This is a genomic window from Desulforamulus ruminis DSM 2154, from assembly GCF_000215085.1.
GTDB lineage: Bacteria > Bacillota > Desulfotomaculia > Desulfotomaculales > Desulfotomaculaceae > Desulfotomaculum > Desulfotomaculum ruminis.
In genome coordinates, this window is sequence record NC_015589.1 from 1,348,179 (window position 1) to 1,369,784 (window position 21,606).

The 21,606-nt window shown below is 51.7% G+C and carries 24 protein-coding genes; 18 read left to right on the forward strand and 6 right to left on the reverse strand.

Annotation, left to right across the window (positions count from 1 at the left end):
* Window positions 1-67: 67 nt before the first annotated feature.
* From DESRU_RS21105 to DESRU_RS06785, 5 genes are all read left to right on the forward strand, one after another.
* Complete coding sequence (locus DESRU_RS21105; RefSeq protein WP_207635962.1) at window positions 68-301, forward strand: hypothetical protein; 234 nt, start codon at window positions 68-70, stop codon at window positions 299-301.
* 162 nt (window positions 302-463) lie between these two features.
* Window positions 464-673 (forward strand): hypothetical protein, encoded by a 210-nt coding sequence (locus tag DESRU_RS20755; protein WP_187290617.1) that lies wholly within the window; start codon window positions 464-466, stop codon window positions 671-673.
* A gap of 27 nt (window positions 674-700) precedes the next feature.
* Entirely contained in the window at window positions 701-1,060 is a 360-nt protein-coding gene (locus DESRU_RS06780) for a hypothetical protein (protein WP_013841372.1), read from the forward strand.
* The gene (locus DESRU_RS20235) at window positions 1,053-1,184 is read left to right on the forward strand and encodes an XkdX family protein (protein ID WP_013841373.1); all 132 of its coding nucleotides are present in this window, start codon (window positions 1,053-1,055) and stop codon (window positions 1,182-1,184) included. Before DESRU_RS06780 ends, DESRU_RS20235 begins: the two co-directional genes overlap by 8 nt.
* A 337-nt stretch (window positions 1,185-1,521) precedes the next feature.
* Window positions 1,522-1,911: a carbohydrate-binding protein gene (locus tag DESRU_RS06785; protein ID WP_013841374.1), complete on the forward strand. Its 390-nt coding sequence runs from the start codon at window positions 1,522-1,524 to the stop codon at window positions 1,909-1,911.
* Between the two features lie 176 nt (window positions 1,912-2,087).
* Here DESRU_RS06785 and DESRU_RS21455 read toward each other — a convergent pair whose 3' ends face one another.
* Window positions 2,088-2,219 (reverse strand): hypothetical protein, encoded by a 132-nt coding sequence (locus tag DESRU_RS21455; RefSeq protein ID WP_273484003.1) that lies wholly within the window; start codon window positions 2,217-2,219, stop codon window positions 2,088-2,090.
* Window positions 2,216-2,341, reverse strand: a complete 126-nt coding sequence (locus tag DESRU_RS21460; protein WP_013841375.1) for a hypothetical protein — start codon at window positions 2,339-2,341, stop codon at window positions 2,216-2,218. The genes DESRU_RS21455 and DESRU_RS21460 overlap by 4 nt, the downstream gene beginning before the upstream one ends.
* A gap of 186 nt (window positions 2,342-2,527) precedes the next feature.
* On the opposite strand from DESRU_RS21460, the gene DESRU_RS06790 reads away from it, so the two are divergent.
* The 3 genes from DESRU_RS06790 to DESRU_RS06800 all read left to right on the forward strand — a co-directional run bounded on the left by DESRU_RS06790 (window position 2,528) and on the right by DESRU_RS06800 (window position 7,631).
* Window positions 2,528-3,757: a glycosyltransferase family 4 protein gene (locus DESRU_RS06790; protein WP_013841376.1), complete on the forward strand. Its 1,230-nt coding sequence runs from the start codon at window positions 2,528-2,530 to the stop codon at window positions 3,755-3,757.
* Between the two features lie 97 nt (window positions 3,758-3,854).
* Complete coding sequence (locus tag DESRU_RS06795; protein ID WP_041275640.1) at window positions 3,855-6,332, forward strand: sugar phosphate nucleotidyltransferase; 2,478 nt, start codon at window positions 3,855-3,857, stop codon at window positions 6,330-6,332.
* Between the two features lie 105 nt (window positions 6,333-6,437).
* The gene (locus DESRU_RS06800; RefSeq protein WP_041275641.1) at window positions 6,438-7,631 is read left to right on the forward strand and encodes an alanyl-tRNA editing protein; all 1,194 of its coding nucleotides are present in this window, start codon (window positions 6,438-6,440) and stop codon (window positions 7,629-7,631) included.
* Between the two features lie 36 nt (window positions 7,632-7,667).
* Here DESRU_RS06800 and trmL read toward each other — a convergent pair whose 3' ends face one another.
* Genes trmL through DESRU_RS06815 form a run of 3 tightly spaced genes read right to left on the reverse strand, consistent with a single transcriptional unit; the run spans window position 7,668 to window position 9,212 of the window.
* On the reverse strand, window positions 7,668-8,126 hold the full coding sequence (trmL, locus tag DESRU_RS06805; protein ID WP_013841379.1) for a tRNA (uridine(34)/cytosine(34)/5-carboxymethylaminomethyluridine(34)-2'-O)-methyltransferase TrmL: 459 nt from the start codon (window positions 8,124-8,126) through the stop codon (window positions 7,668-7,670).
* A complete protein-coding gene (nth, locus tag DESRU_RS06810) occupies window positions 8,126-8,800 on the reverse strand; it encodes an endonuclease III (protein WP_013841380.1) in 675 nt (224 codons plus the stop codon). Before nth ends, trmL begins: the two co-directional genes overlap by 1 nt.
* Window positions 8,790-9,212 (reverse strand): CoA-binding protein, encoded by a 423-nt coding sequence (locus DESRU_RS06815; RefSeq protein WP_013841381.1) that lies wholly within the window; start codon window positions 9,210-9,212, stop codon window positions 8,790-8,792. The genes nth and DESRU_RS06815 overlap by 11 nt, the downstream gene beginning before the upstream one ends.
* 97 nt (window positions 9,213-9,309) lie before the next feature.
* On the opposite strand from DESRU_RS06815, the gene DESRU_RS06820 reads away from it, so the two are divergent.
* A complete protein-coding gene (locus tag DESRU_RS06820; RefSeq protein ID WP_013841382.1) occupies window positions 9,310-9,621 on the forward strand; it encodes a LysO family transporter in 312 nt (103 codons plus the stop codon).
* A 69-nt stretch (window positions 9,622-9,690) separates the two neighbouring features.
* Complete coding sequence (locus tag DESRU_RS06825) at window positions 9,691-10,284, forward strand: LysO family transporter (protein WP_238446424.1); 594 nt, start codon at window positions 9,691-9,693, stop codon at window positions 10,282-10,284.
* 73 nt (window positions 10,285-10,357) lie between these two features.
* Here the strand turns inward: DESRU_RS06825 and DESRU_RS06830 are convergent, their stop codons facing one another.
* Window positions 10,358-11,044, reverse strand: coding sequence for a CPBP family intramembrane glutamic endopeptidase (locus DESRU_RS06830; protein ID WP_013841384.1), 687 nt, complete (start codon window positions 11,042-11,044; stop codon window positions 10,358-10,360).
* A 236-nt stretch (window positions 11,045-11,280) separates the two neighbouring features.
* Here DESRU_RS06830 and DESRU_RS06835 point away from each other — a divergent pair, with 236 nt between their 5' ends.
* The 8 genes from DESRU_RS06835 (at window position 11,281) to DESRU_RS06870 (ending at window position 21,549) form a co-directional block, all read left to right on the forward strand.
* Window positions 11,281-12,000 (forward strand): DUF4912 domain-containing protein, encoded by a 720-nt coding sequence (locus tag DESRU_RS06835; RefSeq protein WP_013841385.1) that lies wholly within the window; start codon window positions 11,281-11,283, stop codon window positions 11,998-12,000.
* Window positions 12,001-12,019: 19 nt separating this feature from the next.
* Window positions 12,020-13,636: a glycoside hydrolase family 57 protein gene (locus DESRU_RS06840; protein WP_013841386.1), complete on the forward strand. Its 1,617-nt coding sequence runs from the start codon at window positions 12,020-12,022 to the stop codon at window positions 13,634-13,636.
* Between the two features lie 295 nt (window positions 13,637-13,931).
* Window positions 13,932-14,651: a bacillithiol biosynthesis deacetylase BshB1 gene (gene bshB1 / locus DESRU_RS06845; protein ID WP_013841387.1), complete on the forward strand. Its 720-nt coding sequence runs from the start codon at window positions 13,932-13,934 to the stop codon at window positions 14,649-14,651.
* Complete coding sequence (bshA, locus tag DESRU_RS06850; RefSeq protein WP_013841388.1) at window positions 14,648-15,760, forward strand: N-acetyl-alpha-D-glucosaminyl L-malate synthase BshA; 1,113 nt, start codon at window positions 14,648-14,650, stop codon at window positions 15,758-15,760. Before bshB1 ends, bshA begins: the two co-directional genes overlap by 4 nt.
* An 11-nt stretch (window positions 15,761-15,771) precedes the next feature.
* Complete coding sequence (locus tag DESRU_RS06855) at window positions 15,772-16,095, forward strand: putative quinol monooxygenase (protein WP_013841389.1); 324 nt, start codon at window positions 15,772-15,774, stop codon at window positions 16,093-16,095.
* Window positions 16,096-16,129: 34 nt separating this feature from the next.
* Window positions 16,130-16,933 (forward strand): C40 family peptidase, encoded by an 804-nt coding sequence (locus DESRU_RS06860; protein WP_013841390.1) that lies wholly within the window; start codon window positions 16,130-16,132, stop codon window positions 16,931-16,933.
* Window positions 16,934-17,019: 86 nt separating this feature from the next.
* A complete protein-coding gene (locus DESRU_RS06865) occupies window positions 17,020-17,712 on the forward strand; it encodes a DUF2225 domain-containing protein (RefSeq protein WP_013841391.1) in 693 nt (230 codons plus the stop codon).
* A 177-nt stretch (window positions 17,713-17,889) separates the two neighbouring features.
* Window positions 17,890-21,549, forward strand: a complete 3,660-nt coding sequence (locus DESRU_RS06870) for a DNA polymerase III subunit alpha (RefSeq protein ID WP_013841392.1) — start codon at window positions 17,890-17,892, stop codon at window positions 21,547-21,549.
* Window positions 21,550-21,606 lie beyond the last annotated feature (57 nt).

Consider the following 21,606-nt stretch of genomic DNA (forward strand, 5'->3'; position numbering starts at 1 on the left):
AAACATTTTACATCAAATGGAAATTTTACAGTACCATCAGGTGTAACTAGTATATTTGTTACCGCTTGTGCCGCCGGCGCTAATGGGTTTGCTGGCTCAAATACTCCTGGTTTCGACCGTGGTGGTGGTGGTGGCGGTGCCGCCAGCGGTTATGGTTGTGGCGGTGGAGGCGGTGGTGGGCCTTTTGGCGGTGGTGGTTCTGGTGGTTCTGGTTGGTGTGGTGGTGGTGCCGGTGGTGGCAGTGGGCCTAGTGGTTATGCTAGTGGTGGTGGTGCCGGTGGGGCCGGTGGGGCATATGTAATTAATAAACAATATACAGTAGTCCCTGGCGAAGTATTAACTATAACAGTAGGTTATGGCAATACTACTATATACGGTACTCAAAGTGGAACTTTGCAAACGTTGATTAAAGGGACGGGAACCTCTTTTAAATCAAATTTGGATAAGTTAATAGTATCTCCTGGTGGTGGCGGTGGCGGCGGTGGTTCTGGCAGTAATAGTAGCGGTGGTGCTGGCGGTGGCCCTGGCGGTGCTACTATTCATAATGGTGGTAACTGTGGTGAACCGGGTAAACCTGGTTCACCCGGTGAAAGTAGTATTTTTGGTGCCGGTGGAGTTGGTGGAGCTGCTGGTTTTGGTGGTGGTGGTGGCAGTGGTGGGCCGGGGATTGTAATAATAGAGTGGTAGGAGATGAAGAATTATGTCAACTTATATCCAAGTGATAAATAATTTTGTAAATCTGATAGGTGGAGCAAAAGAGGGTTTGCCATTACCAAAAGAGTTTCTAGATCAAAATCACAATATAAAAAATTTAGAAGCAAATAATTATATCGAATTACCTCAAATTAATGATTATTATGATGATATAAAAGACGAATTTATACCATATCAAGAGTGGTTAAAGACGCACCCGCCATCTGAACCAGAAATACCCGACCAAGATGTTATCCAAGCCGAAATGCTACTAAATCAGGTTAAAATATTAGCTGCTTTAAACCGGCAAGATGAGTTTAATGCATTAATGTTACTGCAAACTGTAGGAGGTGCGAGAGATGTATAAATTTGTTAAACGATACTATGATATGGGTATTTACACCCAGGATAATGTCAAAACGTTTGTAATCGCCAACAAGTTAACAGCAGAAGAATACGAACAAATAACAGGTGAGGCATACGCCAAGTAGGTTATTTTTATGTCCCGATGATGCCCCGGTAGTCAACCGACCACCGGGGCCATTCTATATTGACACACACAGGACGATCCTTTCTTGTTTTCTTGATTGCTTGAATTGAAATTTATTTTTCTGTGCTATTTCATTTTCAACTTTTTACTTCTACAGTTTCGAGCGTATTTTAAACAACATTCATGAAATTTTATAGGGGATGAATAGGCGTAGAATTCCCATTTACATCATTTTTTTGGATGAAACTCCCCAAAGCAAAAATATTTTCCTCCAATAAAGAACGAATCATCTTCAGATACTAAGATTGAAAGTATGGACTAATGAGGGAGGAAAATTTATGTCTAACAGAACCAATTTCGGTGAACACACCATGGGTGCTTACCGTTTAAAAGACATGCACGACGCCCAATTTCCGGGCGGGGTGGTGGTGGACCCCACACCCATTACCGCCGGCGAGGAAGTGGTGGTCTTTTATAACGGTCTTCTGGCCCAAAGCGGAGCGGATCAGGTGTATCTGCACTGCGGCTTTGGGGATGCCCAAAATTGGAGAGCAGTTAAGGACGCCCGGATGGCCAAGACAGGATTTGGCTTTGTGAAAGTGCTGGAAATGCCGGATACCCATACCCAGTTCAACCTGTGCTTCCGTGACAGCGCCCAAAATTGGGACAACAACAACGGGATCAACTGGAGCTTCCAGGTTCACGACGGGACTATCAACGGCCATTAAAAAGATAAAAAGATCCCTGCCGGGTCACTTTGCACCCCGGTAGGGATCTTTTTTTGTATTTAATTAAGAATAGAACATGGATTTAATGGATGACAAATTTGCGTAGATTTTAAATAAAGATTAAAAAATTCGTGAAAATCAGTGGAAATCCGTAAAATCCGTGTTCTATTATTTTTTTACAAAAGAAGGGCTGCTGCAAAACGAACCATTCTGTGTTCTTTTTGCAGCAGCCCCTGCCGGAGTTTGAATTTTAAAACCGAACGGATATAATCAATGGGTTGTCCTTTTAATCTTGATAATTCAATCACCGGATATCATCGTAGGACATGACTAAAATTTTAGGAGTCTTTCTTTTTTCCTGCTCCTCCATACCGGTATTTTGTTCCACAGTTTCTTGGTTTTCGGATGGGAGAGAATCTTTTTTCAGCATTAGTAGCCCTCCGTTCAATTTTTTCTAGTATTCCTGGCGAGGGAATCTTTATTCGCCTTTAAATCGGGAGCGGTAAACCGGATCTCATTTTATAAATGATATCCGGTTCTTTTTCAGTAATATTGAAGCTAAAAATGGTAAATACTAGCTTGGCGATGGAAAAGTTGCGTTTGGAGGGTGCGTGAATTGAAGGTACTTGTTTTTTCTTGGGAGTATCCCCCCTTGAGTGTGGGGGGATTGGCTCAACATGTCTATGATCTTACCGCCGCCATGGCCAAACAGGGGGACGAACTGCATGTGATTACCCGGGGCAACCCGGACCTGCCGGAATACGAGAAGGTGCAGGGAGTGCATATTCACCGGGTTCACCCTTTCCGGGTGTCCTCAACGGATTTTGTAACCTGGGTAATGCAGTTGAACATGGCTATGATCGAGCGAGCCATCACGGTGATTGAAAAAATGACTCCGGTGGATGTGGTCCATGCCCATGACTGGCTGGCCACTTATGCCGCCAAGGTATGCAAACATGCCTATCAACTGCCCTTAATTTCCACCATTCATGCCACCGAGTGGGGCCGGCATAACGGGCTGCACAATGATGTACAGCGGCATATCAGCGATATTGAATGGTGGTTAACCTATGAATCCTGGCGGGTGATTTGCTGCAGCAACTATATGTACGGGGAACTGCGGCATGTTTTCCAACTGCCCGAAGACAAAATCCGCATTATTCCCAACGGGGTTGATCCGGAGAATTTTAAACCCAAAGGGACAAAGAACATTCGCCGGGAAAATTACGCTGCGCCCGGTGAAAAAATTGTTTATTACGTTGGCCGCCTGGTGCCGGAAAAGGGGGTACAGGTTTTATTGGAGGCGGTACCCAAGATTCTGCGCTACCACCCCAACACCAAGTTGGTGGTGGCCGGCAAGGGACCCTTTGAGGGGGAATTAAGGCAGCAGGCCGGACGGCTGGGCATCAGCAATAATGTTTATTTTACCGGATATGTCAATGACACTGCCCGCAACGATTTATACCGGTATGCGGACGTGGCGGTTTTCCCCAGCTTATACGAACCCTTCGGCATTGTGGCCCTGGAGGCCATGGCCGCGGGAACCCCGGTAGTTGTTTCCGATAACGGGGGCTTGGGGGAGATTGTTCATCACGGGGTAAACGGAATGAAGGCCTATACCGGAAATCCCAATTCCCTGGCGGACTGTATTCTGCACTGCTTAATGGACCCTGCGGCAGCCCGGGCAATGAAGGAAAGAGCCTCGGAAGAGGTGGTCACAAGATACAATTGGAGCCGTATCGCCGACGAAACCAGAAAGGTTTACCGGGAAGTCATTGAAGCCAATCGGAATGCAGTCTGGCAGAGAAGGCAGGACCCGTGTTTGCTGGGCAAGGTAAGCCATTGAAATGAACCAAGGTAAAATCCGTGGGGATCGATGAGCGATAGAACTCCCGGAAAAAGTTCATACTAAAAGAAGAACCAGCCGTGGAGGAGTGATGGACGTGAAGGCAATTATCATGGCAGGGGGAGAAGGCACCCGGCTGCGGCCTCTGACCTGCGGGCTGCCCAAACCCATGATGCCGGTGGTAAACAGGCCCATGATGGAACATATTGTGCATTTGTTGAAGAAGCACCAGATTACCGACATCGGCGTTACTTTGCAGTATCTTCCGGAGCATATCCGGGATTACTTCGGGAACGGATCGGAATTCGATGTTCATATGCGTTATTACCTGGAGGAGGTTCCCTTAGGCACTGCCGGCAGTGTGAAGAACGCCCAGGACTTTTTAGATGAAACCTTTGTGGTCATCAGCGGTGACGCCTTGACCGATCTGAATTTGACCCGGGCTATGGAATTTCACCGGCAAAAGGGAGCCATGGCCACCCTGGTCTTAACCCCGGTGGATTGTCCCCTGGAGTTCGGCGTGGTCATCACCGACCGGGAAGGACGGATCACACAGTTTTTGGAAAAGCCAGGTTGGGGAGAAGTATTCAGCGATACCGTCAATACAGGTATTTATATCCTGGAACCGGAGGTCCTGAATTACTTTGAGCCGGGTAAAAAATTTGATTTCAGCAAGGATTTGTTTCCCCTTTTGTTAAGGGATAAACAGCCTCTTTTTGGCGTCAGCCTGTCGGGATATTGGTGCGACATCGGCAATTTGCAGCAGTATGTCCAGGCGCACCAGGACTGCCTAACGGGCCGGGTGGATGTAAGGATACCCGGCACCCAGGCCGCGCCGGGCATTTGGGTTGGCGAAAACACCCTGATCGACGAAAGGGCAAAAATTAATGGTCCGGTCTTGATTGGCGATAACTGCCAAATTGGAGCGGAGGTGCTGCTGGATGCCTATTCCGTTATCGGAAAAGGCTGCCTCATCCAGGATCAGACCACCGTCAAGCGCAGTGTTTTGTGGGATAATGTGTATACCGGTTCCCGGTCCGCCGTCCGGGGGGCGGTGATTGGCAGCCGGGTAAAAATCCACGCCAATGTGTCCATCTACGAGGGCTCTGTGGTGGGCAGCGATTCCACCATCCGGGAAAGGGCGTTGCTAAAACCGGATGTAAAGCTGTGGCCCGGAAAAGTGGTAGGCATTGGCGCCACCGTAGAAAGCAGTATGGTATGGGGTACCGCCAAGGCCAAGAATTTATTTGGCATTGAGGGAATTACGGGACTGACCAACCTGGACATTACGCCGGACTTTGCCTCTAAGATTGGAGCGGCCTGCGGGGCCAGCCTGGGCCTGGGGTCTAAAATTGGGATTTCCTGTGACAGTTTTGCCGCCTCCGGGATGATTAAAGAAGCCCTGGCCTGCGGTCTGCAGTCCGCCGGGGCGGAAGTTCTGGATTTCGGCAGCGGCATTACCCCCATGCACCGCTTTGCCGTAAAGGCTTTTAACTGTCAGGGAGGAATTCATGTCCGGCTGTCTTCCCGTCACCGGGATAAAATCAATCTACTCTTTACCAATGGGCAGGGGGGTAATATTTCCCGGGATCAGGAGCGCAAGATTGAAAGCACCCTGGACCGGGAGGACGCCAGACGGGTGGAGGCCCGGCAGATTGTGCCTGTTACCAGGGTGAAGGGAGTGGCGGAGGCCTACATCTCCCATTTGATCGAAGATATCAATGTTGAAGCCCTCCGGGGCGCCCGTCCCCGTTTGAAAATGCTCTATAACCCGGCTAATCTGGATCCCTTTGTGGCCAGAACCATGGAAGCCCTGGGCATCGAAACAGAAAATTTAGAGAACCAGCAGAAGAGAACGGGTTATCAGGATTGGCAGTCCTACTGCACCGATTTGTCTGAATTGATCTCTTCAGTAAAGGGGAAGGGTTTTGCCGCCGGAGCGGTGCTGGACCCCAATGGAGATCAGTTAATCGTGGTGGACGACCAGGGCAATGTGATCGGTGAGGACCGCTTGACTGCGCTGCTGTCCCTGATCCTTTTAAAGGATCAGGCGGGCCCGGTGATTGTCCCGGTAACCGCTTCCAAAACCATTGATGAACTGGCCGGAAGGTATCGGGGCACCGTGGTGCGCACCAAGACTTCCCGGCAGGATTTTCTGGACAAGATCCTGGCCCAGAACGCCCGGGAGGATGGACGGTTATCCAAATATCTAATGAATTTTGACGCCCTGGCCGCCCTTTTAAGAATTTTGGAGTACTGCGCCCGGGAAGGAATAACCCTGCAGCAGTTAATTGCCGAAATTCCCGATTTTTATATGGATAAAAAGGAGGTTCAAGTGCCCTGGGAAGCCAAGGGCAGGGTGATTCGCCGGCTGATCGAAGAACAGGGAGAGAAAATGGATCTGTTGGACGGAGTCAAGGTTTACCACCCGGAGGGCTGGGCTTTGGTCCTGCCGGACCCGGAGGAACCGGTCTGCCGCATTTTCAGTGAGGGGGCTTCCATGGAAGCCGCCGAGGAATTAACCACCTTTTATACTCATAAAATTCACGAAATAACAGGGGCCTACGGAAGTTAGGCCCTTTTTTAAAATAAAGGGATGTGCAAAAAAGGAGATTTTTCCTTACTGTCGAAAGATGCATGTAAGTTAGCTAGAGAGGGGGTTTGTATCTGGTTGAAAGAAATGTATCATGAAGATCCCTATCTGTTACAATTTAATTCCAATGTCACCGGAATCATCTCGGAAAAGGGCAGAGTGGGCGTTTTAACGGAAAACACTGTCTTTTATCCCGAGGGAGGCGGGCAACCTGCGGACCGGGGCACCCTGGTCTGCGCCCGCCGGACCTATGAAGTAGTCCAGGTGGAACAAAGGCCCGAGGGGATTGTGCACTGGATTGCCGGGTTAGCGGGACCATCCAAAGGCACCCGTTTATTGATGACCGTGGATGCTGAAAGAAGACGGGACCATATGCAGCAGCACCATGGACAGCATATTCTCTCCGCGGTTTTAGAACAACAGTATGGCTGGGAGACCATCGGTTTTCATTTGGGAGAGGAAACCAACAGCATTGATTTAACCGTAAGAGAGCTGCCCCTGGAAAGTATGCAGCAGGCGGAAGCGGAAGCCAATCGGATTGTACTGGAAAATCTACCTGTTCAGAGTGAATTTTACTCCCGGGAGCAGCTTCCACCGGAGTTGCTCCGGAAACTTCCGCCCAATCAGGAAGAAGTGCGGCTGGTGGTGATCCCCGGCGTGGATGAAAATGCCTGCTGCGGCACACACCCGCGCTTTACCGGAGAAGCAGGACCCATCAAGCTGCTTAAAACGGAAAGTGTCCGGGGTCATACACGGCTTTATTTTATCTGCGGGCTGAGGACGGTGCACTGGATGTGGCAGACAGCAAGGTCCTTAAAAGAGTTGGAAGAGACCGTGGGTGCTGTTGGAACAGAGGCTGTCACCCGGCTGCAGAAACGGGAGGCGGAGTTTAAAAAGCTGCAAAAAGAGCATAAAGAGTTATTGCCCTTTAAATACCAGGCCATAGCCCAGGGATTAAAAGAAAAGTCCTTTTCCATCCAAGGCACCTCTTTTCTAGTAGAGCTTTTTCCCCAGGCGGACATGGATTTCCTCCGCGGCTTGGCGGCGGCCTGGTGCCGGGAACCCAAACGGACGGCGCTGCTGGCCGGGGGCGACGGTCCCTATGCGGTGGTATTTGGCTGTAGCCCCGAAGGGGTCCTTGCGGCAGATCAACTGGCGGAATTCCTATGGCCCCTTCTGCAGGGCCAAGGCGGCGGCAATGCCGGTATGGTTCAGGGCAGAGCCCGGGAGTGGCCTCAGGAGAAGATCATCAATCAAATGAAACAGCACTTTTCCCCATAGACATCACAGATGAAATAACGCCTCCCGTCGGAGGCGTTATTTCATCTGTGGAAACTCCAGTTGTCTTAAGGCTTCATACAAAACAACCGCAGCGGAGTTGGAAAGATTTAGGGATCGTACGGACTCCAGCATGGGAATGCGCAGGCAGTACTCCGGGTTTTGGGCCAGCAAGGCCTTGGGGAGTCCGGCTGTCTCCTTACCAAAAACCAGAAAATCATCCTCTTGATATTCTACCTGGTGATAGGACTTGGCGGCCTTGGTGCTGAGATACCAGAAGCGGCCGTCGGGGTATTGCCGCCTCAAAGCGGAAAAATCCTCGTGATAGTGTAAATCAAGCTGATGCCAGTAATCCAGACCGGCCCGCTTCAGGTAGCGGTCATCGGTTGAAAATCCCAGGGGCTTAACTAAATGCAGGCTGGCTCCGGTTACGGAACAGGTTCGGGCGATATTCCCTGTGTTGGCAGGAATTTCGGGCTCTACTAAAACGATGTGCATTAGGAATTTCCCTCCCCAGATCTCTTTGCCGAAGGGCAAAGATCATTGACACAGCAGTCCGGACACTTTGGTTTACGGGCGTCGCAGACCCGTCTGCCGTGATAGATCAATTGGTGATGGGCCCTTTGCCACTGTTCCGGGGGAATTAAGGCGCAAAGGTCCAGCTCGGTTTGCTCCGGGCTTTTTCCCGAAGAGAGGCCCAGCCGGTGAGCCAACCGGTGAACATGGGTATCCACCGGAAAGGTGGCCTGTCCAAAGACCACGCCTAAAACAACATTGGCCGTTTTACGACCCACTCCGGGCAAAAGCATTAAACTTTCCCGGTCCTGGGGAACCTCGCCGCCGTATTGTTCAACCAGAATGCGACTGGTCTCCACCAAATGCTTGCTTTTATTTCTAAAAAGGCCGCAGCCCTTGATGTCATTGGCTAACTGGTCCGCTGTCAAAAGGGCAAATTCCTGGGGTGTGCGATATTTTTTAAAGAGCTTTTCGGTAATTTTATTCACCTGCTGATCGGTGCTTTGGGCGGACAAAATGACGGCCACCAGCAGTTCAAAGGGCGTGGAATAACTTAAAGCCGTGACTGCATCCGGGTAGGCTTCCTCCAGGCGGGAAAAGATCTGGCCGGCCCGGCGCACAGCAGCGGAAGAAGGCTGGGGGTTTTTACGCTTCATTTTGCAACAACCTTGCATGGTCCACTTTAATGCAGCGGTCCTGGATATAAGGGATGCCTGACTCCGCAGCTAGGCGGCCCGCCTCTTCATTGGCAATCCCCAACTGCAGCCAGATGGCCTTGGGTTTAAGGGGCAAAGCCTGCCGCACCACCTCCGGGGTATCCTCACTTTTGCGGAAGACATTGACCATATCCACCGGTTCCGGAATTTCCGCCAGGGTGGGATAGACTCTCTCTCCCAGCACTTCCTTGATGCGCGGATGAACGGGAATAATGCGATAGCCCTGTTCCTGGAGATACTGGGCTACTTTAAAGCTGTCCCGGTGAGGTTTATCGGACAGCCCCACAATGGCGATGGTACGGCATTGTTCTAATAACGCTTTGATGTTTTCTTCACTGGCAACAGGATACATGGTTGGCCTCCTTATCTTCATAATCCTTATTGACCACGGATTTTCAATCGTGCTAAAGTTATAAAGCATGGCAAAATATTTCAACGGGGGTGGAAGCATGGGTACCGTGCTGTTGGCCGTCCTGCTGGGTATACTGGTGGGCCACTTTAAAATTTTACCCTGTAAACCTCAATTTGTCAGCCGGTTTACCACAGCCTGTCTTTTTATTATGCTGGTGGCCATGGGGGCCCAGTTAGGCCTTAACCAAGAACTGATGAACAATCTCCACCGGTTGGGCGGGCAGGCGCTGGTATTGGCCCTGGGCAGTATTCTTGGCAGTGTTCTCCTGGTGCGGCTGGCTGAAAACTATATGAGTCAACAGCTCCGGAAGAGCAGGGAACAAGCCCAAAAGCCCTCCTCCGGGGTTTAACTTTTATGGCTGAAAACATTTTTGGTTGGGTTTATTCTATTTAGAAACGGGTGATTCTCAGTGACCTGGATGATCTTGGGCGCTGTAGCTGTCGGCATTGCCGCGGGCTATTGGCTGCTGCCGGAGGTGATGGGGCCGTATTTAAATCCCATTACCACCACTTCCCTCTATCTTTTGCTTTTTGGCATCGGCATTGATCTGGGCCGCCAGCGGGAGGTTTGGGGCAAACTCTGGTCCATGGGCTGGAAAGTGCTGCTGCTGCCGGTACTGGTAGCCCTGGGCAGTTTAGCCGGGGCTGCGGTATCCGGCTTGATTTTGGGGCTGCCCTTCAACGAGTCCACCGCCATTGGAGCCGGATTTGGCTGGTACAGCCTGTCGGGCGTATTGATTGCGGAGATCTATCATGTTGAAACCGGCGCCCTGGCTTTTATGACCAATGTGGCCAGAGAATTGCTGACCTTTCTTTCCGTACCCCTGGTGGCCCGTTATATAGGCCGGTTTTCCGCCGTGGCTCCGGGAGGCGCCACCACCATGGACACCACCCTGCCCCTGATTACCAAGGCTACCGATGCGGATATGGCGGTGATCGCCTTTATTAACGGGTCGGTTTTATCCACCCTAGTTCCTCTGCTGGTGCCCTTTTTCATTCATTTAAAGTTTTAGCCGGAAACCTCAAGATCTCATTGAAGGAAATCCTTCTACGATATTACCATATTTTTCGACCCTTGTTCCAGACTCAGGGAGACAAATTTGCCCAGTAGACCATTAAAAGCCGGGAACCGTTGACCAACCCATGGGCGATAATGCCCGGCAGTAAAGAACCCGTGAGCTGATACAGTCCGGCCAAACCCGCTCCTACTACGGCAATTTGCAGAAACCAGACCCCGCTGAAGTGAACCAGGGCGAAGAACAGCGCACTAACCAGCACCCCCGGAAGAATGCCCCATTGACGGGCAAAGGCGGCATAGGCCATGCCCCGGTAATAGGCTTCCTCGGTCAAAGGCACCAAAAGGCTGCCAATGAGTAAAGGGGCCATCAGGGCAGAAAGAGTGCCGGCTCCGGCCGCCGCCTTCACCAGTGGATTGGTGCCTGCGTCCGCTGCCAAAAAAGCCACTAGAGCCCTTTGGGTTCCCTCTGCCAGACCGAAAAGGACCACGCCTCCCGCCAGGCCGTAAAGGACCTGCCGGCCCAGATTTTCAAAACGAAAACCGAGATCCCTTAAAGTTCCTAGTCTCAGTGTAAAAAAAAGAGTCAAACCCAGCAGGATCGCCCGGTCCATAACCTCCACCCATCGGGGGGACAATCCGGGCAGCAGAGGCAGCAGCCCTTTGCCTACTAGGTAGACCAAAAGGGCCCGCAGGGCCAAAACCCCCAAAACAGCCCCAATTCCCCAGATTCCCGCCCTTTGTTTTAATGGAGACATGTTTTACCCCCTTTTTTCCTTCATTTACCTTTTCATCTTCTTTTTATTCATTTCAATGTCTGCCGGATAATATTTTACTACCTTCTGAAATCCTTTGACCGAAGCCTTATAAAGGCAAAATGCCTGGGCAATACTAAGAGGGTCATCTGAATCAAATCACTAAAAATATTCTCTCCCATTTATCATAAAAAATTGGTTGGTTTTAAATTTTATATCCATAAGGAGGGGGAAATCATATGGAGTTCCTGTTGTCCTGGCTGCTGGTACTGGCAATACTGGGCTTTGTGGCAGCGGTGCTGCTGCCAAGGGTTCGCCAAAAGGCCACCCGGAAAATGGAAATCCCAAAGCCAGAAGAAGAATTTGCTGAAGAAATGATTTTGGATATTCCGGTTTCCCGAGAAAAAACCATAGAGCCAGAGAACCCTTATATCCCTCACCATTACGGGGTGGATCGACTGGTTCTTTGTGCCAAGGACCCCCGCTGGCTTTATGCCTACTGGGAAGTCTCCGCAGCCAAGCAGGAAGCGTTTATCCACCGCTACGGTGAAGAAAGCTGGCGGTGTTCGCGTCCGGCTTTGCGGGTTTTTGATGTTACCGGTTTGGCAGGAGATGCTTTCGGCTTCAGCCACAGCTTCCGGGAGTTTACTTTGGACCCCTGGGCGGACAACTGGTTCATCGAAATCGGACAACCGGACCGCAGTTTTTACGCTGAATGGGGGCGCATCCTGCCCAACGGAAGTTTTGTCCCCCTGCTCCGTTCCAACCGGGTGAGCACCCCCAGAGAATCCGTATCCGACAGGCTGGATGAACAATGGATGTGGATTGAAGGAATTTACCAGGCCATTGGCAAGGTATCTTACGGTTTCAGTTCTGCGGAATGGGCGGAACAACATATTGTCGAAGGGGTGCGGGAGGCGGTGCCCCTGGGTATTGGTTCCCCCGGCTTTGAAAAATAAGTGAGAGGATGAAGAACAGTTGGCCAAAGGATACCTGGCAATGGTGATGCATGCCCACCTGCCCTATGTAAGACATCCTGAAACGGAACATTTTCTGGAAGAAAAATGGTTTTACGAGGCGCTGACGGAAACCTATATTCCCATGCTGGACGTATTTGAGGGACTGGTCCGGGACAATGTGCCCTTCCGCCTGACTTTTTCTATTTCCCCGCCCCTTTTATCCATGTTAACGGATCCTTTGCTGCAGCAAAGATATATCCGGCATCTGGAAAAACTAATGGAGCTGGCCCATAAAGAAGAAGGAAAGACCTATGGTTCTCCCTACCACCAAGCGGCTCTGATGTATAAACAGAAATTTCAGCGGGCCTATGAAATCTTTGTGCACCACTACCAGGGCAATCTGGTCCAGGCTTTTAAAAGACTGCAGGATTTAAACCGCCTGGAGATTACTACCTGTGCCGCCACCCATGGCTTTTTACCTCTGATGATTCATAATAAGGAGGCGGTACGGGCGCAAATTGAAATTGCCGTAAACCTGCACCGGCAGCATTTTGGTTGTTCGCCCCGGGGCATTTGGCTGCCCGAGTGCGGGTATGCCGAGGGGGTGGATGAGATTTTAAAAGAATTTGGCCTGCAGTTCTTTTTCACCGATAGTCACGGCCTTTTGTTTGCCGCCCACCGGCCCAGGTACGGCGTTTATGCTCCCCTCTACTGCCCTTCGGGAGTAGCTGCCTTCGGACGGGACCTGGAAAGCTCCAAACAGGTTTGGAGCGCCCAGGAAGGGTATCCCGGAGATGTGGATTACCGTGAATTTTACCGGGATATTGGTTATGACCGGGAATACGAATACATTAAGGACTACATCCACCCGGACGGAATTCGCATTCATACGGGCATGAAGTATTATCGCGTGACCGGGAAAGTAGACCTGGCCGACAAACAACCCTACCATCCTGAATGGGCTCGCAATAAAGCGGATACTCATGCGGGCAATTTTATGTTTAACCGGGAAAAACAGATAGAGTTTTTAGCCTCACTCATGGACCGGCCTCCGGTGATTGTGGCTCCCTATGATGCCGAGCTTTTTGGACACTGGTGGTACGAGGGGCCCATGTGGCTGGATTTCTTAATCCGCAAAATCGCTTATGACCAGGACACCATTGAAATGATTACTCCTTCCGATTATCTGCAAAAACATAAGTGCAACCAGGTGACCCGTCCCTGTCCTTCCACCTGGGGCTCCTCCGGCTACAATGAGGTCTGGCTGAATGAGAAGAACCAATGGATCTACAGGCACCTGCATATGGCCGCGGACCGCATGCGGGAACTGGCGGATTTGTTTCCCCAGGCCGAAGGGAACCTGCTGCGGGCGCTGAATCAGGCCGGACGGGAACTGCTCCTGGCTCAAAGCAGCGATTGGGCCTTTATTATTTCCACCGGAACCATGGTGCCCTATGCGGAGAGACGAACCAAGCAGCATCTGGCCAATTTCCTAAGGCTGTATCATGAAATTAAATATTGCCGGATTGACGAGAACTTTATTGCCCATTTAGAATGGCAAAACAATATTTTCCCCGATCTTCATTACCGTTCCTGGCGAACCAGAAACACTCCGGCTTTAAGCGCCATTTCCTAGTACAGGCTAATAAGAATAGGACACGGATTTTACGGATTTCCACTGATTTACGCGGATTTTAAATCTTTATTTTAAATCCGCGTAAATCCGTATGATCCGTTCAATCCGTGTTCTATTTAATTTTTTAGAAAAAAGGAGCTGCGCAAAACCAATCATTGTGAATTGGTAATAACAGCCTTAAAAATTGCAGAAAGGACACCTCTTCACGGCCTCGCCGGATAAAAGGGACGGGTCCTTTATTTAAACCGGTTTTATAAATTGCTATAATGAAGAAAAAATCACAGGGGATGAAATAATGGATAAAGTGGATGTTCTGGCGGTGGGGGCCCACCCGGATGACGTAGAGGTGGGGGCCGGCGGGGTACTGGCCAAAATGATCCGTTTGGGAGCCGCCGCAGGCATTGTGGATCTGACGGCCGGGGAAATGGCCTCCAACGGGACGGTGGCCGAGCGGCGCCGGGAATCGGTAGAAGCGGCGGATCATTTGGGATTAAGCTGGCGCAAATGTCTTGGTTTGCCGGACAGAGGAATCGAAGTAAACCAAGAAAACGTGGCGGCGCTGGTTGAACTGATACGGGAAGCAAGGCCGCAATTAGTCCTATGCCCTTACTGGGAGGACCGTCATCCCGATCATGTGCAGGCCTGCCGTCTGGTGCAGGAGGCTTGTTTTGACGCCGGGCTGTCCCAAAGGACGACTTCCTTTCCGCCCTTTCGGCCCCAGGCAGTGTGGCATTACTTCTTATCCCGTTCGCCGGAACCTAAATTTATTGTGGATATTAGCGAGGTGTACGAAATCAAAAAAGCAGCTCTGTTGGCCCACGACAGCCAATTTGGCGCCGGCAGGAAACGGACCGGAACCTTCCTGAATTCCGGCGCCGGGAATCTGCCGGCTTTGATTGAAAGCCGGGACCGCTACTATGGAGCCTTAATCGGCGCCCATTACGGGGAGGGTTTTACCCTGGGCACGCCGCTGGCGGTTTACAACCCCCTGGCCCTGCTGGAGGTGAGGAATTGAAAATTGGCATCCTGTGTCATTCCACCTACGGTGGCAGCGGTGTGGTGGCCGCAGAGCTAGGCAAAAAATTGGCCCAAAGGGGGCATCAGATCCATTTTGTAACGGTGGGACGCCCCTTTCGTCTGCCCAGCTACCAGCCCAATGTTTTTGTGCATGAGGTGGATGCCTTTCATCATCCGCTGTTTGAAGTTCCTCCTTATTTTCTCAGCCAGGTGGGTAAAACCGTGGAAGTGGCCCGCTGCTACGGGTTGGATTTACTCCATGCTCATTACGCCATGCCCCATGCCATTGGGGCCCATTTAGCCCGGGAAATTTTAGGCCGGGAACTGCCGGTGATCACCACCCTGCACGGCACCGATACCTCCCTGGTGGGGGCGCATGCGGGGTTTTATGAAATTACCCGTCATGGCCTGGAAAAGAGTGATGTGGTTACGGTTGTATCCAATTTTTTAGCGCAGCAAACCAGAGATACCTTTCACTTTCAGGGCAGTCTGCCGGTAGTCTATAATTTTGTGGATTTAGAGGTCTTTAAGCCCCGGCAGGATTCCATCCGCAGCACCCTGGCCGGAGAGAATGAAGCGCTGCTGGTGCATGTGTCCAATTTCCGGCCCCTGAAGAGGGTATTGGACGTGATCGAAACCTTCCATTTGGTTCGTCAAAAAAGACCGGCCCGCTTGGTACTGGTGGGAGACGGTCCCGACATGCCCCTGGCTCAGTCCAAAGCCATTGAGCTGGGGCTAATCGGCGACATTGTCTTTTTAGGGCGTCAGGATGCGGTGGCCCCGGTCATTGCCGCGTCCGACGTGATGCTGCTGCCTTCCTGCTGCGAAAGCTTCGGCCTGGCGGCACTGGAAGCGCTGGCCTGCGGAGTGCCGGTGGTGGCAACCGCCTCCTGCGGTATCCCCGAGGTGGTGGAAAAAGACCGGGTGGGCTTTTTGACGGCTGTGGGAGATGTGCCGGCCATGGCTCGGTACACCCTGAAACTGTTGGAAGATAAGGCGCTGCACCAAACCATGTCGGCCCGGGCCAGAGAATATGCGGTAACCAGGTTTAATGCAGACCACTGGGTGGAAAAATATGAAGAGATTTATCAATCTGTCATGGGTTAGGGGGATCTTTTTTGAAAGCCATTACCTTTGGAATATTGGAGTCCAAGGACGGAAGCGAAGAAGCTTTAATCAAGCTGATTCATGAACACATGGACGCAGTTAAACAACAGCCCGGTTTAAAGGAAGGGTATGTGGCCAGGGCCAAAGGAAGCCCCAATAAATTTTTAGTGGCTTCGGTTTGGGAAAACGAAGAGGCTCAACAGGCGGCCATGGTGAAATTAAGCGGCGAGCCGGGGGCGGCCAGAAACTTTTTGGAGATGATGCAGGTACTGAAGGGGCAGCCGGACTTCGGCAACTATTTGGTGGAAAGCATATCCAAAACGCCAAGCGAATAGTGTTAACATAGAAGAGCAAAGAAGGAGTGGTCCCATGCCTGATTTGCGTGAAATAGAAGCAGGCACCTTTGTTCTCACAGCCGCAGCGGTGGCGGACGTGCGGGAGCAGCCGGAGGAAGGGGTTCCGCTGGTGACCCAGTTGTTGATGGGGTGGCCTGCTCAGGTGTTGGGAATGGAAGGCCAATGGCTTCATATTCAAGCGGTGGACGGCTCGCCGGGCTGGACCCCGGTGGACTGTTTCTGCCTGCCTGCCTGGCCTGAAGAAAATCCTGTAGTCCAAGTTGTCCGGGCTACGGCAGGCCTTTATTCCCGTGAGCAGGCAAATACCTGTTGCGGTACGCTGTTTTTGGGGAGCCGCCTCCGTCTGCTGGAGGAAAAAGAAAAAAATCTCCGGGTTTCTTTGCCCGGAGGAAAGTCTGCTTATCTTTTAAAAGAAGATGTCAAGGTGATTCATTCTAATCAATTAGTTAAAAACCGGGATGTTCTGGCCGCCGCCTACCTTTTTGCAGGGGCGCCCTATCTTTGGGGAGGGATGACCACCCGGGGCGTCGATTGCTCGGGGCTAACCTATATGGCCTATTTTGTCAATGGCTACCAGCTTCCCAGGGACGCTCAGGATCAATTTAAGGCCGGGGCTCCGGTGGAAAGGGACCAGTTGCATGCCGGGGACCTGGTATTCTTCTCCACCATTGACCCCGGGCCTTCCCATGTGGGCATTTATCAGGGGGAGGGCATGTTTTTTAATGCCCGGACCAAAGAAGGCGTAACCGTCACTTCCCTGCAGGATGACTTTTTTAAACATCGTTATCTGGGAGCCCGGAGATACATCGGTTTTTGAACTTGAGAATTCATTAAGGAATTTCTCTCCTTTTTATAGTATAATGAGGGCAAGTTTAAGATTACATCGATTGGGAGCGGTAAAGCATGCAAGTTACCGAAGAAATGATTTTTTTTGCCAAATGTACATGCCCTAACTGCGGAAAGGAATTTGAGCATCCGGAAGTGCGCAGCAAGTTTGTCAGCCTGGAAAAGCAGGACAGTGATTTTTGCGGGTATTACAACAACATTAACCCGGTTTATTATCAGGTTGCCGTTTGTAAACATTGCGGCTACGCCTATACCAAAAGCTCCAGTTCGCCTCTGGGGGAATATGAAAAGGCGGCGGTCCACTCCATCCTTTCCAACTGGCACAGAGACAGCCACCAGTATGGCGGCTTGCGAACCCTGGAGCAGGCGGTTAAAAGCTATAAATTGGCCATCCTCTGCCAGGAGCTTAGAAAAGCCAAGGATTCGGTCATGGGTTCCCTTTACCTGAGCCTGGCCTGGTTATATCGCTACCAGTGCCGGCAGGAAGAGGAAACGCAGGCCCTGCAGCGGGCCTTTGAATTTATGAAGCGGGCCTATGAAAGGGAAACCGCTTCAGAACTAAAACAGGAATTAAAGCTGATGTATGTTTTAGGCGACCTGGCCTACCGGCTGGGCAACAATAACGAGGCAGTTCAATGGTTCTATGCCGTAACCACCCATGAAGGGGCCGACCAATATCCCGTATTTTCCCGTATGGCCAGAAGCCGCTGGCAAGAGATCCGGGAGGAAATCAAGCAGAATAGGGAATAGGGGAAAAGGCAAAAAGAGTCATACAGCGGAACAGGCCGATAACCGGCCGCTAAGAATAGAACACGGATGGAACGGATGATAGGATTTACACGGATAGGAAACATCGCAAAAAATCCGTAAGAATCCGGGGAAATCTGTTAAGTCCGTGTTCTATTGGTTTTTTAAAAGGAGTGAACGATGCTGGAAAAAGATCAATTTGTACACCTGCATCTGCACAGTGAATACAGCCTGTTGGACGGGGCCACCCGGATTAACCAGATGGCCCGAGCGGCCAAGGAACAGGGCATGACCTCTCTGGCCATTACCGATCATGGGTGTATGTTTGGGGTGGTGGATTTTTATAAAGCCTGCCAAAAAGAAGGGATTAAGCCCATTCTAGGTTGTGAAGTCTATGTGGCCCGCCGCACCATGGCAGACAAAGTTCCCAAAATGGACGACCAGCCCTATCATCTGGTTTTGCTGGCGGAAAACCAGGAGGGGTATCAAAACCTGCTTAAACTGGTTTCTTTGGGTTACACCGAGGGTTTTTACTATAAACCCCGGGTGGACAAACAGGCTTTAGCCCGCCACCACCGGGGTCTGATTGCTCTGAGCGGCTGCCTGGGCGGCGAGGTGGCGGCCAAAATTCTGGCAGCCGAGCCCCAGCAGGCCCGGCAGGCGGCCAGAGAGTATGCGGAAATTTTCGGCCGGGGTAATTTCTTTCTGGAACTGCAGGATCACGGGTTTCAAGAACAAAGGACGGTTAACCGTGAACTGGTCAGAATGTCCGATGAACTGGACCTGCCCCTGGTGGCCACCAATGATGTACACTACCTGAGGCGTGAGCATGCCGACATTCAGGACGTTTTGTTATGCATTCAAACAGGCAAAAGCATTAACACACCGGGACGGATGAAGTTTGACTCCCCGGAAATGTACCTTAAAAACGCCCATGAAATGAATTTGCTTTTCGGGGAAATGCCGGATGCTCTAAAAAACAGCCTGAAGATTGCCGAACGCTGCCGGGTGGAATTGGAATTCGGCCACCTGCACCTGCCCTATTTTACCGTACCGGAGGGCTTTTCCCCGGCCAGTTATCTAAAGGAACAATGTCTGACCGGCGCCCTGAAGCATTACGGCCACTGCAGCGGCCCGGTAGAAGAGCGCCTGGAATACGAGTTGTCGGTCATTCACCAGATGGGCTATGAGGAATATTTTTTAATTGTTTGGGATTTTATCAAATACGCCCGGGAAAGGGGCATTGCCGTGGGGCCCGGCCGGGGTTCCGCCGCCGGCAGCATTGTAGCCTATGTCCTGGAAATCACCGGCATTGACCCTTTACAGTACGGTTTGCTGTTTGAACGTTTCCTGAACCCCGAAAGAATTTCCATGCCGGATATTGATATTGACTTTGATTATGAGCGCCGGGGCGAAGTGATCGAGTATATTGTACAAAAATACGGTACCAACCGGGTGGCTCAGATCATCACCTTTGGTACCATGGCCGCCCGGGCGGCCATCCGCGATGTAGGACGAGCCCTGGACCTGCCCTATGGGGATGTGGACCGGGTGGCTAAAATGGTCCCTTTGGAACTAAATATGACCATTGCCCGGGCGCTGAAAAATTCCCCGGAATTGAAGACGGCCTACGATCAGGACGCCCAGGTTAAAAAACTGGTGGATACGGCTGCCGAGCTGGAAGGGATGCCCCGTCATGCCTCTACTCATGCGGCCGGAGTGGTTATTTCCCGGGAGCCTTTGGTGGAATACCTGCCTTTGTATAAAACCTCCGACGGCCAGATCACTACCCAGTTTCCCATGGGCACGGTGGAGGAGCTAGGGCTGCTGAAGATGGACCTTTTAGGTCTGCGCAACCTTACCGTGATTGCCGAAGCGGTGAATATGATTCGCCGGGAAAAAAATCAGTCCCTGGACATCAATGCCATCCCCCTGGACGATCCGGCCGCCTATGAAATGCTGACCCGGGGAGAAGGGGTGGGCGTCTTTCAACTGGAAAGCAGCGGCATGCGCAGCATATTGAGGGAGTTAAAGCCCAATGCCTTTGAAGACATTGTGGCCCTGGTGGCCCTGTACCGGCCGGGTCCCCTGGGCAGCGGCATGGTGGAAGACTTTATTCAGCGCAAGCACGGACGCACCCTGGTGGATTATTTTCACCCGGATCTGGAGCCGATCCTGAAAGAAACCTACGGGGTCATCCTGTACCAGGAACAGGTGATGATGATTGCCAGAATGATGGCCGGCTATACCCTGGGGCAGGCGGATTCCCTCAGAAAGGCCATGGGGAAGAAAATTCAGCAAATCATGGCCATGCATCGCCAATGGTTTATTGAGGGAACCAGCACCGATGAAAAGGGAAAGCCCCTGCAGAGCCCCATTCCGGGAGCGGTTGCCAGAGGGTATAGCCGGCAACTGGCGGAAAAAATATTTGACCTGATGGAATATTTTGCCGGTTACGGTTTTAACAAATCCCATTCAGCGGCCTATGCCCTGGTTGCCTACCAAACGGCTTATCTGAAGGCCAATTATCCTGTGGAGTACATGGCGGCCCTGCTGACTTCCGTACGGGACAATACGGATAAAGTGGTTTTGTATATTGAAGAATGCCGTCGGGCGGGCATTAAAGTGCTGCCGCCGGATATCAACCGCAGTCGTGAAAACTTTACGGTGGCCGAAGGTTGTGTCAGGTTTGGTTTGGCGGCGGTGAAAAATGTCGGCCTGGGTGCGGTGCAGGAGATGATTCAGGCCCGGGAAAAGGATGGGCCTTTTAAAAGTTTTACGGATTTTTGCAGCCGGCTGGACACCAAGGTGGTAAACCGCCGGGTGCTGGAGAGCTTGATTAAGGCCGGGGCCCTGGATGAATTCGATCACCGGGCTAAATTACTGAGTGGTGTGGATGCGGGCATTGAGTTTGCCGCCAGGACCCAGAGGGACAGAGAAAAGGGTCAGGTCAATTTATTTGACCTGATGAGCGATCAGCCGGAAGAGGCCATGGAAATCCCCCTGGCGGAGGTGCCCAAGCTGGCGGCCAAACAGCAACTGCAATATGAAAAAGAGACCTTGGGGTTATACATTTCAGGACATCCTCTTTCAGAGTTTCACTGGGAAATGGAGGTTTTGGAAACCCGACAGATTGCGGATCTGGGGGAAATCCCCGATGGGCAGCCCATTCAACTGGCGGTTCTATTTTCCGGGATTAAACGCATCACCTCCCGCCGGGGTGACCCCATGGCTTTCGGCCAGGCAGAGGATTTAACCGGCAACTGTGAAGTGGTTGTTTTTCCGGATACCTACCGGCGCTGCGGTAAGCTGCTGGATACCGGCACTCCGCTGCTGGTTATGGGAAAAGTCAGTAACAACGGGGAAGAAGCCAAGGTCCTGGCGGAGGATATGGCCCTGCTGGGGGATATTTCCAAGGAGTTGTGGTTAAAGCTGCCCTCCGGGGACGATTCCCTGAAAAAACCTTTGGAGGCCCTGCTGGGCCAACATCCCGGCAGCACCCCGGTACACCTTTTCCACGCGGAGACCCGGGAGGTAAATTCCCTAAAGCAGGTTCTCTGGATTCAGCCTTCCCTGGAGCTTAAACTGGCCCTGACCCGGCTGCTGGGGAACGACGGGGTTAAATTGCGCTGCGTCCCGCCCTTTAAAATACCGGCGTCAGCCAACGGCGAAGGCCGCTGGACCCAGGAAAGGAAAACCCCCTTGCGGAGAGAGGCCCCGGTGCCGCAGGCCCATCCGGCAGCCCCTTTGCCGCTGCCGGGGAGTGGAGGCCAAGAAGAGGCAGAGCGGGTCTTTGACCCGGACCGTTACCCCCTTCCGGCCAGTCTGCTGGAACTGTAAGGGACCCCAAAACTTGATATCAGCCGGGCTTCACTGGTATAATCATTGGCACCAAGA